Raw genomic sequence first — 16530 nt, 5'->3', positions numbered from 1 at the left:
TGCACAAGCGGCATACACCATGAATAACATGCCAGATGGTTAGGGTGCTGGACGAGGGTAGCGTAAGCTATCTGGTAGCGTGGCCTAAAGGCCTATTGTCCTTCGTTTTTTTGGCCCAGGTTGTGGCCCCAGGCAGTCGAGGTGATGGATGCATTACGTTGCGATTGAAGAGAGTCGGCGGGATCTTTTGAAGCAGCTACAAGAGCGCCTGGAAGCGCGACTGGAGCCTGCGCGAGCGGCGGATGTCGAAGCCTTCGCGCGCCATTTCTACGCGACGGTGCCGGTCGAGGACCTGATCGACCGTCGTCTTGACGACCTCTATGGGGCCACGCTCTCGATCTGGCAGTTTCTCCAGCATCATGACCGTCAACACCCTAAAGTGCGTATCTTCAACCCCGATTTCGAAGAGCACGGCTGGCAGTCCAACCACACCTTCGTGGCCGTGCTGCATGAAGACATGCCGTTTCTGGTCGACTCGGTACGTATCGAGCTCAATCGGCGCGGATTGACCGTACATGCCATTCAGAACGCAGTATTTGCGGTTGCCCGCGATGGCCAGCACCAGCTCAAGGCACTGACCTCGCCCAAGGATGAGCATGCCCCCGAGGCCCGCGAATCCTTGATCGTCATCGAGGTGGATCGTCATACCGATCCTGAATCCTTGGCCAACATCGAGCGCAACTTGCACGAAGTGCTGCGCGACGTGCGCACGGCAGTGGGTGATTACGACGCCATGTGCGGGCAGATCACCTCCGCCATTCAGGAGCTGGAAAAGAACTGCCCGCCGCAGATCGACCCCGACGACCACGAAGAAGCGATTGCGTTTCTCGAGTGGTTGCTGAAGGACAACTTCACGTTCCTGGGGTATGACGAGTATCTGCTGGAAGGCAGCGAGCTGCAGCGTGATCCCAACAGCGTGTTGGGCGTGTTCCGCCTGGACCAGCCCCGCTACCGGGAGCGTATCCGCACCAAAGAGGGGGTGGATGAGCACAATGACTACGTGCTGGTGCCGCAGCTGCTCTCGTTTGCCAAGAGCGCCCATCACTCTCGCGTGCATCGTCCTACGTACCCCGACTACATCACCGTGGACCGCTACGATGATGATGGCAACGTGATCGGCGAGCGTCGCTTCTTTGGCCTGTTCACCGCGACCGTCTATAACGAGTCGCCGCGCAACATTCCGCTGCTGCGTCGCAAGCTGAAAGCCGTGACCGACATCGCCGGGTTCAACCCTCAGGGCCACAATGGCAAGCAGCTGCTGCAGGTGCTGGAAGTGTACCCGCGGGATGATCTGTTCCAGATCGGCACCGACGAGCTGGCCACTACCTCGCTGGGCATCTTGAACATCCGTGAGCGTCGTCAGGTACGCCTGTTCATCCGCGCCGATGTCAGCGGCAAGTTCTACTCCTGCCTGGTCTTCGTGCCCCGCGACGTGTTCTCGACCGACCTGCGCCAGCGTATTCAGAACATGCTGTGCGACGAGCTGGATGCACACTTTGGCGATTTCAACACCTACCTCTCCGAGTCGGTGCTGGCGCGTATTCAGCTGATCCTGCGCTTCAATGGCGACACGCCCAGCCAGTACGACCTGAAGCGTCTGGAGGGTAAAGTGGCACGGCTGTCGCGCAGCTGGCGTGACGACCTGCACGCGGCCATGATCGAAGGGTTTGGAGAAGAGCGCGCCAACCACCTGCTGGATAATTTCCACGATGCCTTCTCGGCCAGCTACCGCGAAGACTTCAACGCCCGCACGGCGGTATTCGACATTCAGCACCTGCTGAATCTGGACAATGGCGACACGCTTTCGCTCTCCCTGTATCGTCCGCTGGAAGAGCAGGCAGGGGGCATGAACCTGAAGCTGTTCCATCGCGAATCGCAGATCCCGCTCTCGGACGTGCTGCCGATGATGGAGAATCTCGGCCTGCGCGTGATCGGTGAGCGCCCCTACGATATCAACGCGCCTCAGCAGCGCTACTGGATACACGACTTCGAGCTGGAGCATAGTCAGGGCGCCAATCTGGGCGACATGCGCGACACGTTCAGCGAAGCGTTCAAGCGTATCTGGGCCGGCGAAGCCGATAACGATGCCTTCAATCGCCTGATCGTCGGGGTCGGTCTGGACTGGCGGGAAGTGGCCATGCTGCGCGGCTACGCGCGTTACCTGAAGCAGATTCGCTTTGGCATGTCCCAGGATTACATTGCCGCCACGCTGGCCAACTACCCGGTGATCACCCAGACGCTGGTAGAGCTGTTCCGCCTGCGCTTCGACCCGGCCCAACAGCAGCCCGGCCAGACCGACGACTGCCTGGCGCGTCTGAACGAGCACCTGGAAGGCGTTGCCAGCCTCAATGACGACCAGCTGCTGCGCCGTTTCATGGAGCTGATCCAGGCCACGCTGCGCACCAACTATTACCAGAAGACCGACGCGGGCCGCTTCAAGGATTACATTGCCTACAAGCTGGAACCGTCGAAAGTGACCGGTATGCCCAAGCCGCGTCCGGCCTACGAGATTTTCGTCTGCTCGCCCCGTGTCGAAGGCGTGCACCTGCGAGGTGGCAAGGTGGCGCGCGGTGGCCTGCGCTGGTCGGATCGCCTGGAAGATTTCCGTACCGAAGTGCTGGGGTTGGTCAAGGCGCAGCAGGTGAAGAACGCGGTCATCGTGCCGGTAGGCGCCAAGGGCGGCTTCGTGTGCAAACGCATGCCTGAAAATGCCGACCGTGAAACCCAGCAGAAAGAGGGCATTGCCTGCTACCAGATCTTCATTCGGGCGCTGCTGGACGTCACCGATAATCTGGTCGGAGGAGAGGTCGTGCCGCCGAAGAACGTGGTGCGCCACGATGACGACGACACCTACCTGGTGGTGGCTGCCGACAAAGGCACCGCAACGTTCTCGGATATCGCCAACGCCATTTCCGTCGAGTATGGCCACTGGCTGGGGGATGCGTTCGCCTCTGGTGGCGCCAATGGCTACGACCACAAGAAAATGGCGATCACCGCACGGGGCGCCTGGGAGTCGGTCAAGCGCCACTTCCGCAACCTGGGCGTGAACACCCAGCAGGACCTGTTTACCGTGGTAGGTATCGGTGACATGGCCGGGGACGTGTTCGGCAACGGCATGCTGCTGTCGGACAAGATCCAGCTGGTGGGGGCGTTCAACCACCTGCATATCTTCGTCGACCCCAACCCTGATGCGGCAGCGGCGTTTGCCGAGCGCCAGCGGCTGTTCGACCTGCCGCGCTCCAGTTGGGAAGATTACAGCGTCGAGCTGATCTCTCAAGGAGGCGGGGTGTTCAGCCGCAGCGCCAAATCCATCGCCATCAGCCCGGAAATGCAGCAGGTGTTCGGAATCACCGAGGCGCGTCTGTCGCCCAATGATCTGATTCGCGCCATGCTCAAGGCCCAGGTCGACCTGATCTGGAACGGCGGTATCGGCACCTACGTGAAAAGCTCCGAAGAAACCGATGCCGACGTGGGCGACAAGGCCAACGATGCGCTGCGTATCAATGGCAAGGAGCTGAACTGTCGAGTCGTGGGGGAGGGCGGTAACCTGGGTCTCACCCAGCGTGGCCGAATGGAAGCAGCCGCCAACGGCGTGCGGGTTTACACCGACTTCATCGACAATGCCGGGGGCGTCAACTGCTCCGACCATGAGGTCAATATCAAGATATTGATCGACGAAGTGGTCAAGCGTGGCGACATGACCGACAAGCAGCGCAATCAGCTGCTGGCCGACATGACCGACGAAGTGGCCAACCTGGTCATTCTGGACAACTATCGCCAGACCCAGGCGCTGGACCTGTCGGAAATTCTTTCCCATCAGGGCATGAGGCCGTATCGCCGCTTCATCAGCGAACTGGAAGCCGCTGGTCAGATCGACCGCGAGCTGGAGTTCCTGCCCACCGACGAGGTGCTCAAGGAGCGTGCCAGCAGCGACCAGGGCATGCGTTTGCCGGAACTCTCGGTGCTGATCTCCTACGCCAAGAGCACCTTGAAGGGGGATTTGATCAATTCCGAGGTGCCCGACGACCCCTACATCCATCGCCATCTCGAGCGGCTCTTCCCGGCGGTGCTCACCGAGCGCTACCAGGGCGAGATGTACGAGCACCGTTTGAAGCGTGAGATCGTGGCCACTCAGGTCGCCAACGATCTGGTCGACCACATGGGCATCGTCTTCGTGCGCCGCTTGATGGACTCCACCGGCGCTGGCCGGGCCGATATTGCCCGGGCCTACGTGGTTGCCCGCGATGCCTTCAACCTGGCGGACCTGTGGGCGCAAATCGAAGCGCTGGACAACCAGGTCTCCAGCCGGGTGCAGTACTCCATGATGCTGGACCTGATGCGTCTGGTGCGTCGTGCCACCCGCTGGTTCCTGCGTCAGCACCTGGGGCTGTCGACTCAGGACACCATCGAGTACTTCGGGCCGCGTCTGGCCCAGCTGCAGGAGAGCATCGGTGAGCTGCTCAGCGGTGATGAGCAGCAGGAGTGGCAGGCACGCTGTGACGAACTTCAGCAAGCCGGCGTGCCGGAGTCCCTGGCCGCCACGGTGGCTGCGGCACCGCGCCTGTACGCCAGCCTGGGGATCATTCAGGCTGCCCGCTTGACCAACGAGAAGCCCCAGCGGGTGGCGGAAGTCTTCCACGAGATTGGCAGCCGTCTGGAGCTACCGTGGATGATCCAGCAGGTCACCCAACTGGAAGTGCGCGATGCCTGGCAGGCACAGGCCCGTGAAACCTTCCGTGACGATATCGATCGCCAACAGCTGGCGCTGACCACCAGCGTATTGAAACTGGAAGCGGGCAGCCGCGACACCCAGGAGCGCGTGGCTCAGTGGCTGGAGCAGCACGCCGAGCTGCATCGTCGCTGGTGCCGCTTGATCGAAGAGGTACGTAGCGGCAGCGAAGGCGGTTTTGCCCTGTTTGCGGTCGCCGTCCGTGAGCTGGTGGACCTGGCCGAGAGCGATAGCGAAGCCTGACGCCTGACGAAAGGCCCACTCAAGGCCGCGCCCTGGTTCACCAGGGCGCGGCCTTTTCATTCTGCCTCGCTGGGCCAAGTGCGTTATACTGCGGCCGCCTCGCCAACAGCCCATCGCCCAGGAGTGTCTCGCTGATGTATACCCTTGCCCGCTCGCTCATGTTCCGCCTGGATGCGGAAACGTCCCACGGTCTGGCGCTTGGCGCGCTGGATACGCTGCACCGAGTCGGTGGCGTGAAGCGGCTGTATGGCGAGCCGGTCAGCGACCCGGTCGAGCTGATGGGGCTGCGCTTTGCCAATCGCGTCGGCCTGGCCGCCGGGCTGGACAAGAATGCCGATCACCTGGATGCCCTGGGTGAGCTGGGCTTTGGGTTCGTGGAAGTGGGCACCGTCACGCCGAAAGCGCAGCCGGGAAACCCCAGGCCGCGTCTGTTTCGCCTGGCTGAACACGGGGCCATCATCAACCGCTTCGGCTTCAACAACAAAGGCGTCGAGCACCTGGTGGCACAGGTCAAGAAGCGCCACTATGGCGGTATCGTAGGCATCAACATCGGCAAGAATTTGACCACCTCGGTGGAGCAGGCGCTGGATGATTACCTGCTGTGTCTCGACGCCGTGCATGGGGTGGCCGATTATATCGCGGTGAATATCTCGTCGCCCAACACGCCGGGGCTGCGCACGCTGCAGTTCGGCGAGCAGTTGGATGCCCTGCTGGGGCCGATTCGTGCCCGCAGCCAATCGCTGGATGACGCGCTGGGTCGCAAGGTGCCGCTGCTGGTGAAGATTGCCCCCGACATGAACGCAGAGGAAGTGGCGCTGGTGGCGGGCAGTATTTCTCGCAATGGGTTGGATGGCGTGATCGCCACCAATACCACGGTGTCTCGTGAGGCCGTTCAGCAGGACCCCCAGGCGCAGGAAGCCGGTGGGTTATCGGGCCGACCGGTGTTCGAGGCTTCCAATGCGGTCATCCGGCTGCTGCGTGCCGAACTGCCTGACCTGCCGATCATCGGCGTGGGCGGCATCGACAGTGCGGCGGCAGCGCAAGCGAAAATCGAGGCAGGTGCCGACCTGGTGCAGCTCTATTCAGGCTTGATTTATAAGGGGCCGACGCTGGTGAAACAGTGTGCCGAGGCGCTCAAGGAGCAGGCTTCTGCCCACTAATAGGGTAGGCGCGGGGGAGGGGTGGGCAATAAAGGGGTAGGCAATAAAAAGCCCGCTGGCGAGCGGGCTCCGTACTCCAAATGTCCGTGTAAAAGGTAAATAAATCAGGTCATGACCATGGGGTTTTTATGGATGCCGGAAACGCCGACCATACCATCCCACTGGTCTCCGCGACCTTCACGCCAACCGCTCATCCAGTATTCGCGTAAATTGACATCTTGACTGGGGCAATCATCACGGGAGCGACCCGTAATACCCGCTTTATAGCCGTGAACATAAGCCCGCTGGAAGCGATCACGTTTTTGTCGTTTCATTGGCTAACCTCTTTTCACGAAAACCTTTGATAAGAAGCAAATGGCCAGCAAACGGGCAGCTCATTGTCTACCGAGCTCCTTTCAAGCGTCATCACGACGCCGACCATTGCTGCCAACTCTGCTTCGAGAGGTGACTTCAAGTCCAAGAGTGAGTCTTCGCCAGTACCTTGGTGTCTAGCACTCACGTGCTGAACAGGTAAAGCCGCCGACTCGACAAGCCGTGGGTCGTTACAGGAGTCTCCTTGCGGAAGTGCACAGTAATGACCCAGACAAGCAACGCATGCGTTTTTAGTAGCTACCCTTTTATTGATAGACCATCATGGGGTCACTTGTCGACCATCAAATTGTCATAAGACGTAAACTCATTTGACATATACAGGAATATCGCGCGGTGACGCGCGGCGAAGAACATGACCGAGCTGAGCCAAACACCCTCTTTGAATCTGCTGGCCACCTGCCCCAAAGGCATCGAAGGCCTGCTGGCAGACGAGCTGCAAGCGCTGGGCGCCGAGCCTGGTAAAACCACCGTGGCCGGTGTCTATTTCACTGCCGACCAGACCACGGCCTACCGGGTCTGCCTGTGGTCGCGACTAGCCAACCGCGTCATTCTGCTGCTGGCCCGGGAAAGCATGATCGAGACCGCCGAGCAGGTGCGCGATGTGGTGGCACGCATTGCCTGGCGTCAGCATTTGGCACCAGGACGCACCCTGGCGGTGGATTTTCATGGCCGCAGTGAGCACATTCGCCACACCCGGTTTGGCGCGCAAACCGTCAAGGACGGGGTGGTGGACTCGCTACAGCTCTCGGGGCAGGAGCGCCCCAATGTGGATACCAAAACGCCAGACCTGCGCCTTTATGCGCACCTGCATCGCGCCAACCTGAGCCTGGGTATCGACCTCTCCGGCGAGAGCCTTCATCGGCGCGGCTACCGGCGTGACGTCGGGCATGCGCCGCTCAAGGAGAACCTGGCCGCTGCCTTGCTGGTACGTGCAGGCTGGCCCGAGCGCGCCAAGGCTGGCGAGCCTTTGCTGGACCCTTTGTGCGGGGCTGGCACCCTGCTGATCGAGGCCGCATTGATGGCCGCCGACCAGGCCCCCAACCTCAACCGTGAGCGTTTCGGCTTTCATGGCTGGGCGGGGCATGAGCCTGCGCTCTGGAGTGAGCTCAAGCGCGAAGCCGAAGCGCGGGCGTCGATTGGCCGCAAGCGCTGCAGGAACCCACTGATCGGCTTTGACCAAAGCCCTGCAGCGCTGAGTGCCGCCAAGTCGAACGCTATGCGCGCGGGCATTCCTGCGCTGATCAGCCTGCATGGCCAAAGTCTGGCTCAGCTCACTCGCCCCGTCGACCTCACCGCCGAGCAGGGCCTGTTGATCACCAACCCGCCCTACGGCGAGCGTTTGGGCGAATTGCCGGAACTGGTCAGGCTTTATGCCCAGCTTGGGGAAAAGGCCAAGGCGTTGTTCCCCGGCTGGATGCTGGCGCTGTTCACCGGCAATCCCGACCTGGGGCATCGCCTGGGGCTGCGCGCCCATAAGCAGTATGCGCTAAAGAATGGTGCGCTGGATGCCAAGCTGCTGATGATGCAGATCGGCGCAGCCAGGGAGTCTGCCGTGCCCAGCGATTCCGCCACGACAGAGGCCCCGGCGCCGGAACGGCCTGCCAAGCCAGCGGTGTCGGAAAATGCCCAGATGTTTGCCAACCGCTTGGCAAAGAATCAGAAACGCCTGAAAAAGTGGCTCAAGCAGAGCAGTGAAACCTGCTATCGCCTCTACGATGCCGATATGCCGGAGTATGCCCTGGCCATCGACCGCTATGGCGACCGCGTTCACGTGCAGGAGTATGCCGCGCCGGGCTCCGTGAACCCTGCTCAGGCACAAAAGCGGCTGTTCGACGCGCTGGAAGTGCTGCCTGAGGCGCTGGACGTGGACCCCGGCAAGATTTACGTGAAGCGTCGTGAGCGGCAAACCGGCGCCGCCCAGTACCAGAAGCGCGATGCCAGCGGCGAGCGTTTCGAAGTGCGTGAGGGGAGTGCGCGGCTGTGGGTCAACCTGCGCGACTACCTGGACACCGGGCTGTTTCTCGACCACCGCCCCGTGCGGCGTATGCTGGGCGACATGGCCAGCGGCAAGCGCTTCCTGAACCTGTTCTGCTACACCGCCACGGCCACCGTACAGGCCGCGTTAGGCGGGGCCAGCGACAGCGTCAGCGTCGACATGTCCAACACCTACCTGGAGTGGGCCAGAGACAACTTCAGCCTGAACCTGCTGGATCACCGGCGGCACCGGGTGGTCAGGGACGACTGCTTCCGCTGGCTGGAAACGGCCAATGCCGATTTCGACCTGATCTTCATGGACCCGCCGACGTTCTCGAACTCCAAGAAGATGCGCGATACGCTGGATATCCAGCGGGATCACCCAAGGCTGGTCGAGCTGGCCATGGCGCGTCTGGCGCCGGGTGGCGTGCTGGTGTTCTCGAATAACCAGCGGCGTTTCAAACTGGACGACGCGCTGGTGCAGCGCTACGCAGTGGAGGAGATCACCGCGCGCACCTTCGACCCGGATTTCCAGCGTCGTACCAACCTGCATCACGTCTTTTTGATCAAGAGCCGAGCCGATGATTAAACTCTCCATCTACACCACTCTGGGCTGCCACCTGTGCGCTCAACTCGAAGCGCTGGTGACCACCCTGGCCAACCAGCCAGTGGACTTGCGGCGCATCGAAATCAGCGAAGACGACGCGCTGGTCGAGCGCTACGGCGTGCGTATACCGGTGTTGCTGGATGAGCAGGGGGAAGAGCTGGACCGTGGCTTCGACCTGGCGCGGCTGAGCCAATGGCTGGAGCAGCGAGGCTGGCTGGACGAAGCGGCGCTGGCGGCCCTGACCAACCCGCCAGCCCCGACGCCCCCGGTAGGGGCGCACCAGCGTAATGGGCGTCGGTTTCTTGGGTAGGCGTGCCTACAGCACATCCAGCAGCGACAGCTGGCGCATGGCCTCCTGGCCTTCGGGGGTGTGGTCGGCGGCTTCCAGTACCTTGCGAAAGCCTCGGGAGGTCTGGATGGTGGACTCGTCCTCCAGCCACATCTGTGCCTGCGCCAAGGTGTCGGCCAACTGGTGTTTCAGCCCGCCAAACTGGGTGCCGATCTGCCCCCAGGCGCGGCTGAAAATCCAGTCGCCGAACATATCCTGGTGAATGTGCACCAACACATAGTCATGGTCGGTTTCCCAGCGTACGATCACACCCATCTCCTTAACGCCATCATGTTCACGCCTGCACAGCAAGCCGTTGCGGGCGTATTGTAAAGCCCGGAAATCAAAACGCCTATGAAACTTGTCATCGATGCCAACATTCCCGCCGCCGACGCGTGCTTTGGTGGGCTGGGCACCTTGCACCGCCTGCCCGGGCGCGAGATTCGCACGGCCGACGTGGCCGATGCCGACGCGCTCATCGTGCGCTCCATCACCCGGGTCGATGAGGCCTTGCTGGCCAACAGCCGTGTTGCCTTCGTCGGCACCTGCACCATCGGCACCGATCATATCGACTTGAACTACCTCTCAGCCCAGGGCATCGGGTTTGCCAGTGCGCCTGGCTGCAATGCCGACGCTGTGGTGGACTATGTGCTGAGCAGCCTGTTGACCGTGAGCGAGCGGGAAGGGTGGCCGCTGCTGTCGCGCCGTGTGGGAGTCGTCGGGGCCGGTAACGTCGGCAGCCGCTTGCTGACGCGGCTGAGTGCGCTGGGCATGGAAGTGCTGGTATGTGACCCGCCCCGCGCCGAGCAGGAAGGGCCTGAGGGCTTCGTGGCCCTGGATACCTTGATCGAGCAATGCGATGTCATTTGCCTGCATACACCGCTGGTCAAGCACGGCCCCCACGCGACGCACCATGTGTTGAACGCCGAGCGGCTCCAGGAACTGGCCCCGCAAACGGTACTGGTCAACGCCGGGCGCGGGGACTGCATCGATGGACTGGCACTGCGCAGCCGCCTGGCAGGCAAGGGCGACATCACCGCCATTCTCGATGTGTGGGAAGACGAGCCGGGCATCGATGCCAGCCTGAGGGATCTGGTGGCCCTGGCAACCCCGCACATTGCCGGCCATAGCCTGGACGGTAAGCTGCGCGGCACCTGGATGATTCAGCAGGCGCTGGCGGCACATGAAGGCCGCCCCTCAGACCTGGCATTCAGTGACTTGTGTCCGCCCCCGGCGCTGGCCTCGCTGACCCTCTCACAGGCACTGCCCGTTGAAGAGGCGCTGCGGCTATGTATCCGAGCGGTGTATGACGTGCGCCGTGACCACGACACGCTGCAGCGTAACGTGATGCAGCAAGGGGTTGCCAAGGGGTTCGATCACTGCCGCGCCCATTACCCGCTGCGTCGCGAGTTTGCCACGCTGAGTGTGCTGTTGAAAGAAGATGCTCGGCCACTGTGTGCGCCTTTGGAAGCTGCCGGTTTTCAGGTGCAGCTCGGCTGAAAAGAGCTGGACACAAAACGCATAAGGCCCGCGATGCGGGCCTTATGGTGGCGTCTGCCGTTAAGTGACGGTTAGCATCACTGACGGTAGGCGGCTTCTTTCAGGGCGCGAATGCGGTCGTCCAGCGGTGGGTGGCTGGCGAACATGCGCTCCATCAGCGAGCGGGTCTGGCCTTTGGTGATGGCCATGGCGCGCATCTGGTCGGGCATCTGGTCGGGCATTTCGGTTTCGGCCTTCAGGCGTGCCAGGGCGTTGACCATGGCGCCGGTGCCCGCCAGGCGTGCACCCGCTTCGTCGGCGCGGTATTCGCGGTAGCGCGAGAACCACGCCACGATGGCCGACGCAATGATGCCAAACACGATCTCGGCAATCATGACCACCGCAAAATAACCCATGAAGCCCAGACCGCCTTCACCGTCGCTGCGGCTTTTCAGGAAGGTGTCGATCAGGTGGGCGACGGCACGGGCAAAGAACATCACGAAGGTGTTCACCACGCCCTGGATCAGCGCCAGGGTGACCATGTCACCGTTGGCCACGTGGCCAATCTCGTGGGCCAGTACCGCGCGGACCTCTTCGGGGCGCATGCGGTTGAGCAGGCCCGCCGAGACGGCTACCAGCGAGTCGTTCTTGTTCCAGCCGGTAGCAAACGCATTGGACTGCTGGGCCGGGAAAATGCCCACTTCGGGGGTCTTGATCCCGGCTTCACGGGAAAGCTCGGCCACGGTGTCCACCAGCCACTTTTCGGTGGCATTGGAGGGCGTTTCGATGATCACCGTGCCCGTGGAGCGCTTGGCCAGCCATTTGGACATGAACAGCGAGATGATCGAGCCCGCCATGCCGACGATGAAGCAGAACAGCAGCAGGCCAGTGAAGTTGATTCCCTGGCTGCGCAGATAGCCCTCGACGCCGAACAGGCGCAGCGTAAAGCTGGCCACCAGTACGACGGCGAGGTTGGTCGCCAGAAACAGCATAATTCGCATCATGGGTGGGTTTCTCCCTTCAGGTTTATAACGGGGTCTTGCTGGAATATGGCTTAGATGCGTGCCCGTCGCTACAGTTTCAAGTAGCTGTTTTTAATGCTGTAGCGACGGACATGAAGACTGAAATAACTACTGCCGATAGCGTGACAGGAAATTGGCAAAGCGATCCAGCGCGTCGCCCAGCTGGTCGGCCCAGGGCAGCGTCACGATGCGCACGTGGTCCGGGTCTGGCCAGTTGAAGGCCGTACCTTGCACCAGCAGGATCTTTTCTTGCAATAACAGGTCCAGCACCAGCTGCTGGTCATCCTTGATATTGAAGACCTTGGGGTCCAGGCGCGGAAACGCGTAGAGCGCCCCTTTGGGTGTCACGCAGGAGACACCGGGAATGGCGTTGAGCTTCTCGATGGTGATGTCCCGCTGCGCCAGCAGTCGACCGCCAGGCAGGATCAGGTCATTGATGGACTGGTAGCCGCCCAGCGCCGTTTGAATGGCATGCTGGGCAGGTACGTTGGCGCACAGCCGCATGGAGGCCAGCATGGTCAGGCCCTGAATGAAGTCCTTGGCCCGCTGTTTGGCCAGCGTGCCGGAAATGGTCATCCAGCCGGAGCGAAAGCCAGCGCAGCGGTAGCTTTTGGAAAGCCCGTTCATGGTGATGACCAGCTGATCGTCGTCGGCCAGCGCGCCCGTGGCGGTGTGCTCGACCCCGTCGTAGAGAATCTTGTCGTAGATCTCGTCGGAGAACACCACCAGATTGTGCTGTCTGGCGATCTCGAGGACTTCCCGCACCACTTCCGGAGAGTACACCGCCCCGGTGGGGTTGTTGGGGTTGATGATGACGATGGCCCGGGTACGGCTGGTGACCTTGGCACGAATGTCGGCCATGTCCGGCGCCCAGTCGGCCTGCTCGTCGCACAGATAGTGAACGCCGTGGCCGCCCGACAGGTGGGCAGCGGCGGTCCAGAGCGGGTAGTCCGGTGCCGGGATCAGTACTTCATCGCCATCGTTGAGCAGCGCCTGCATGGCCATGACGATCAGCTCGGACACGCCGTTGCCGATATAGATATCCTCGATACCGACGCCGGGGATCTGCTTGCGCTGGCACTCCTGCATGATGGCCTTGCGCGCAGAGTAGAGCCCTTTCGAATCACAGTAGCCCTGGGCGGTGGGCAGATTGCGCATGACGTCCTGGAGAATCTCTTCCGGTGCCTCGAAACCAAAGGGGGCCGGATTGCCAATGTTGAGCTTGAGAATCCGCTGGCCTTCCTCTTCCAGGCGCTTGGCATGGTCGAGAACCGGGCCGCGAATGTCGTAGCAGACATTGTGCAGTTTATGGGACTTCTTGAGCGTGTGTGATTCGTTAGGCTGCGCGGTGTCCATGGGGTGCGTTATCCAAAAGTGTCCATTGCCGTGGGAGTGACTGATTATTCGCCCATTATGCGTTGCTTGATGGCGAGCTGTCTTGGTCGATTTGCTCCACGGGCGGTGGAATGTCCTCGGGGGTTTCCAGCGTCAGCCTGCCCACCTTGCCGTCGCGCAGTTCATGCAGCAGCACTTCGGCGCCCCGGTGCAGGTCCACGGAGCCGCCAGGGCGCAAACCACCGCGCTTGCTGGCAATCTCGGTGAGGATGGCGTGGCCATCGAACCCGGCAATGGCCAGAAAGTCGGGCTTTTGGGGGCCATCGGCATCGACTTCTGTTTGAGGGGTGGCAGGGGCTTCATAGCGGGGCAGCGCCTTGAGCTTGTAGCGGGCCGTCAGCTCGTCGGGGTAGCGTCTGGCGAGTTCGGCACAGGCCACCATGGCCACATCGGTATACTCGATGGCCGTGTCGCGAATGGCACCGCTGGCCGCCAGCCGGTAGGCACTGGCCTGATCCTCGATTTTGGGCCACAGCACGCCTGGGGTGTCGATCAGCGCCACGCGGCCATCGATGCGTACCTTTTGCTGGCGCTTGGTCACGGCGGGCTCGTTACCGGTCTTGGCGATCTTGCGTCCTGCCAGGCCGTTGATCAGCGTCGATTTGCCGACGTTGGGAATCCCCATGACCATCACGCGAACATCACGGTCTGCACGCACCGCACCGGCCAGCTCATGGCAAAGCCGGGGAATGCGCTTCAGTTCCCGGGTGTTGGTGGTGGTGATGGCCAGCGCCCGTGTGTCGGCCTGGGCATCGAAAAACGCGACCCACTCGTCGGTACGCGCGGGGTCGGCCAGGTCGGCACGCGACAGAATCTTGAGGACCGGCTTGTGGCGGGTCAGCTCGGCCAGCATCGGGTTGGCGCTGGAGTAGGGGAGCCGCGCATCGAGCACTTCGATCACGACGTCGATTTCCGGCAGCGCGTCCTTGATCTGGCGGCGGGCCTTGTTCATATGTCCTGGGAACCAGCCGAGCATGGGGATCTCCTGCAAGCACTAACATTCGGCATAAAAAAAGCGGGCCGCCATTCTAACAGATGGTGCCCGCCTTGCTGCGCTTCGTTTGGGATCAATTATTCGTCGGGGTGAAACTCCAAAGAGACCGAGTTGATGCAGTAGCGCAGGCCCGTCGTTTGCGGGGGGCCGTCGGGAAACACGTGTCCCAGGTGGGCATCGCAGTGGGAACACACTACTTCGGTGCGAATCATGCCGTGGGAAGTATCGCGATGCTCTTCCACGCAGCGGATGCCCAGTGGTCTGTCGAAGCTTGGCCAGCCACAGCCTGCATCGAACTTGTGTTCGTTCTCGAACAGCGGCGCATGACAGCAGACGCAGTGGTAGATGCCTTGGGCATCGCTCACTTGATAGTCACCGGTAAACGGACGCTCGGTACCCTTCTCCCGGGCGACGCGGTACTGCTCCGGGGTCAACTGTTGGCGCCACTCTTCAGGGGATTTCGCTATTTTCGCCATGGGGCTCTCCTCTCCCTCCGGTTGCTGATAAGCAGAGGCTTATTGGGCAGGCAGTATACCACCGTTGTGCCTGACGCTATGCCAGTGACAACGGTAGCCCTGCTCAGGTTCAGCATGTGCGAAAGTGGGCGATAGCGCCAGTACCCGGCCTAAACGCTGGCGGCACCGCCGTTGCTGCGGGGGTCATGGGCGCTTTCGATCAGGCCATCCGGGTGGCGTACGATGCCACCGGCATGGCCCATGGTGTCGCTGAAGGCCTCGGGCAGTACTTCTACATCGTGGCCCGCCGTGGCGAGGGCGGTCACCAGGGCATCGTCGAAACGCGCTTCCAGCTTCAAGTTGGTGCTGGTCTCGCCCCAGGTGCGCCCCAATAGCCAGCGTGGCGCGGTAACCGCCTGCTGCAGTGGCATGCCATGTAGTGCGTAGCGGGAGAACACCGCGGCCTGGGTTTGTGGCTGGCCTTCGCCGCCCATGGTGCCGTACACCATGGTGCGCCCGTCTTCGAACAGGGCCAACGCCGGATTGAGGGTGTGAAACGGCTTGCGCCCCGGGGCCAGGCCGCGCAGATGATTGGGGTCGAGTGAAAAACTGATGCCTCGGTTTTGCCAGAGCACGCCGCTTTCCGGCAGCACGACGCCACTGCCGAACTCCCAGTAGATGCTCTGAATGAAGCTCACCGAGCGGCCCTGGCTATCCACGGTGCCCATCCAGATGGTGTCGCCCGGCGCGGGCTCATGGGGCCAGGGCAGGGCGCTGGCCGGGTCAATGGCGGCGGCTTCTTCGGCCAGGCGTTCGGCGCTTAGCAGCGACTGGAGGGGGGCAGGCACCCGCTGGGGGTCGGTGACGTGGCTATCGCGCAGCATGAAGGCGCGTTTGGTGGCCTCGATCAAGCCGTGCAGATGCTCGAAGCGGTTGGGCTCGGCAGCCTTGAGGCGTTCGTAGATGCCCAGAATCATCAGCGAGGCCATGCCCTGGGTCGGGGCGGGCAGGTTGTAGAGCGTCGCGTCCTGCAGCTGTACCTGCAGCGGCGTGACCTGCTGGGCGCGATAGGCGTGGAAATCCTCCAACCGCAGCGGGCTGCCCAGCGCGGCCAGGTCCTGGGCCATGCTGGCGGCCAGTTCGCCACGGTAGAAGTCATCCAGCCCTGCACTGGCCAGACGTTCGAGGGTTCGGGCCAGGCGCGGCTGGCGCAGCCGCTCGCCTTCTCGGGGGACCTTGCCATCGAGCAGGAAGGCTTCGTTGAAGCCGGGGCTTTGGCCGAGCCGGGCAAGGTGCTTGGCGGTCAGCGCCTCCTGGCTTTGGGAAACCGCCACGCCGTCGTCGGCATGGCGAATGGCATCGGCCAGCAGGGTCGTCAGCGGCAGCGCCGAGCCCCACTGGGCGGCCACGTTGAGCGCTTCCTGCCAACCGCCGATGGTGCCCGCCATGGTCAGGGCTGCCTGGGGGCCGCGTTCCGGGATGTGTGATTCGCCAGCGTAAAAATCGGCGCTGGCCAGCGCGGCGGCTGGCCCGCAGGCATCGATGGCAATGGGCGGCTTGCCTGGTTCGTGAATCAGCCAGAAACCGTCGCCACCCAGCGCGTTCATGTGCGGGTAGACCACGGCGATGGCCGCTGCGGCGGCCACCATGGCTTCTACCGCATTGCCGCCTTGTTTGAGCACATCGCGACCGGCACTGGCAGCCAGGTGGTGGGGGGCAACACAGCTGCCGCCGTAACTACGTTGTGTATGAAGCATGACGTTATCCTTTGT

General features: G+C 62.2%; 12 protein-coding genes. 5 read left to right on the top strand and 7 right to left on the bottom strand.

What is annotated here, in order from left to right:
- Positions 1-148 precede the first annotated feature (148 nt).
- Both RVM26_RS09635 and RVM26_RS09630 read left to right on the top strand, forming a co-directional pair.
- Positions 149-4972, top strand: a complete 4824-nt coding sequence (locus RVM26_RS09635; RefSeq protein ID WP_498938370.1) for an NAD-glutamate dehydrogenase — start codon at positions 149-151, stop codon at positions 4970-4972.
- Between the two features lie 134 nt (positions 4973-5106).
- A complete protein-coding gene (locus RVM26_RS09630) occupies positions 5107-6132 on the top strand; it encodes a dihydroorotate dehydrogenase (RefSeq protein ID WP_498938368.1) in 1026 nt (341 codons plus the stop codon).
- Positions 6133-6236: 104 nt separating this feature from the next.
- Here RVM26_RS09630 and rmf read toward each other — a convergent pair whose 3' ends face one another.
- Positions 6237-6446 (bottom strand): ribosome modulation factor, encoded by a 210-nt coding sequence (gene rmf / locus RVM26_RS09625; protein WP_039176196.1) that lies wholly within the window; start codon positions 6444-6446, stop codon positions 6237-6239.
- A gap of 410 nt (positions 6447-6856) precedes the next feature.
- Between rmf and rlmKL the strand changes: the two genes are divergently transcribed.
- Positions 6857-9067: a 23S rRNA (guanine(2445)-N(2))/(guanine(2069)-N(7))-methyltransferase gene (gene rlmKL / locus RVM26_RS09620; protein WP_498938366.1), complete on the top strand. Its 2211-nt coding sequence runs from the start codon at positions 6857-6859 to the stop codon at positions 9065-9067.
- A complete protein-coding gene (locus RVM26_RS09615; RefSeq protein ID WP_081195615.1) occupies positions 9060-9395 on the top strand; it encodes a glutaredoxin family protein in 336 nt (111 codons plus the stop codon). The genes rlmKL and RVM26_RS09615 overlap by 8 nt, the downstream gene beginning before the upstream one ends.
- A 6-nt stretch (positions 9396-9401) precedes the next feature.
- On the opposite strand, the gene RVM26_RS09610 is transcribed toward RVM26_RS09615, so the two are convergent.
- Complete coding sequence (locus RVM26_RS09610; protein WP_039176935.1) at positions 9402-9683, bottom strand: hypothetical protein; 282 nt, start codon at positions 9681-9683, stop codon at positions 9402-9404.
- Positions 9684-9767: 84 nt separating this feature from the next.
- On the opposite strand from RVM26_RS09610, the gene pdxB reads away from it, so the two are divergent.
- Positions 9768-10913: a 4-phosphoerythronate dehydrogenase gene (gene pdxB, locus RVM26_RS09605; protein WP_498938363.1), complete on the top strand. Its 1146-nt coding sequence runs from the start codon at positions 9768-9770 to the stop codon at positions 10911-10913.
- A gap of 77 nt (positions 10914-10990) precedes the next feature.
- Here pdxB and htpX read toward each other — a convergent pair whose 3' ends face one another.
- From htpX to RVM26_RS09580, 5 genes are all read right to left on the bottom strand, one after another.
- Complete coding sequence (gene htpX, locus RVM26_RS09600) at positions 10991-11896, bottom strand: protease HtpX (RefSeq protein ID WP_039176182.1); 906 nt, start codon at positions 11894-11896, stop codon at positions 10991-10993.
- A 126-nt stretch (positions 11897-12022) separates the two neighbouring features.
- The gene (locus RVM26_RS09595; RefSeq protein WP_039176178.1) at positions 12023-13270 is read right to left on the bottom strand and encodes a pyridoxal phosphate-dependent aminotransferase; all 1248 of its coding nucleotides are present in this window, start codon (positions 13268-13270) and stop codon (positions 12023-12025) included.
- A gap of 55 nt (positions 13271-13325) precedes the next feature.
- The gene (gene ylqF, locus RVM26_RS09590) at positions 13326-14285 is read right to left on the bottom strand and encodes a YlqF/YawG family GTPase (RefSeq protein WP_498938360.1); all 960 of its coding nucleotides are present in this window, start codon (positions 14283-14285) and stop codon (positions 13326-13328) included.
- Positions 14286-14380: 95 nt separating this feature from the next.
- Positions 14381-14779 carry a peptide-methionine (R)-S-oxide reductase MsrB gene (msrB, locus tag RVM26_RS09585; RefSeq protein WP_016914471.1) on the bottom strand — a complete coding sequence of 133 codons (399 nt, stop codon included), beginning with the start codon at positions 14777-14779 and terminating at the stop codon, positions 14381-14383.
- Between the two features lie 149 nt (positions 14780-14928).
- Complete coding sequence (locus RVM26_RS09580) at positions 14929-16515, bottom strand: gamma-glutamyltransferase family protein (RefSeq protein ID WP_498938358.1); 1587 nt, start codon at positions 16513-16515, stop codon at positions 14929-14931.
- Positions 16516-16530 lie beyond the last annotated feature (15 nt).

The sequence above is a fragment of the Halomonas sp. KM072 genome, assembly GCF_050710315.1.
GTDB lineage: Bacteria > Pseudomonadota > Gammaproteobacteria > Pseudomonadales > Halomonadaceae > Vreelandella > Vreelandella hamiltonii.
Note: the sequence above shows the minus strand (reverse complement) of the source record. Positions and strands in the feature narration are given on the sequence as shown.

Bases quoted from the DNA above. Each gene is read 5' to 3' on its own strand.
- RVM26_RS09635 (WP_498938370.1), top strand. From the start codon at position 149: ATGCATTACGTTGCGATTGAAGAGAGTCGGCGGGATCTTTTGAAGCAG.
- RVM26_RS09630 (WP_498938368.1), top strand. From the start codon at position 5,107: ATGTATACCCTTGCCCGCTCGCTCATGTTCCGCCTGGATGCGGAAACG.
- rmf (WP_039176196.1), bottom strand. From the start codon at position 6,446: ATGAAACGACAAAAACGTGATCGCTTCCAGCGGGCTTATGTTCACGGC.
- rlmKL (WP_498938366.1), top strand. From the start codon at position 6,857: ATGACCGAGCTGAGCCAAACACCCTCTTTGAATCTGCTGGCCACCTGC.
- RVM26_RS09615 (WP_081195615.1), top strand. From the start codon at position 9,060: ATGATTAAACTCTCCATCTACACCACTCTGGGCTGCCACCTGTGCGCT.
- pdxB (WP_498938363.1), top strand. From the start codon at position 9,768: ATGAAACTTGTCATCGATGCCAACATTCCCGCCGCCGACGCGTGCTTT.
- htpX (WP_039176182.1), bottom strand. From the start codon at position 11,896: ATGATGCGAATTATGCTGTTTCTGGCGACCAACCTCGCCGTCGTACTG.
- RVM26_RS09595 (WP_039176178.1), bottom strand. From the start codon at position 13,270: ATGGACACCGCGCAGCCTAACGAATCACACACGCTCAAGAAGTCCCAT.
- ylqF (WP_498938360.1), bottom strand. From the start codon at position 14,285: ATGCTCGGCTGGTTCCCAGGACATATGAACAAGGCCCGCCGCCAGATC.
- msrB (WP_016914471.1), bottom strand. From the start codon at position 14,779: ATGGCGAAAATAGCGAAATCCCCTGAAGAGTGGCGCCAACAGTTGACC.
- RVM26_RS09580 (WP_498938358.1), bottom strand. From the start codon at position 16,515: ATGCTTCATACACAACGTAGTTACGGCGGCAGCTGTGTTGCCCCCCAC.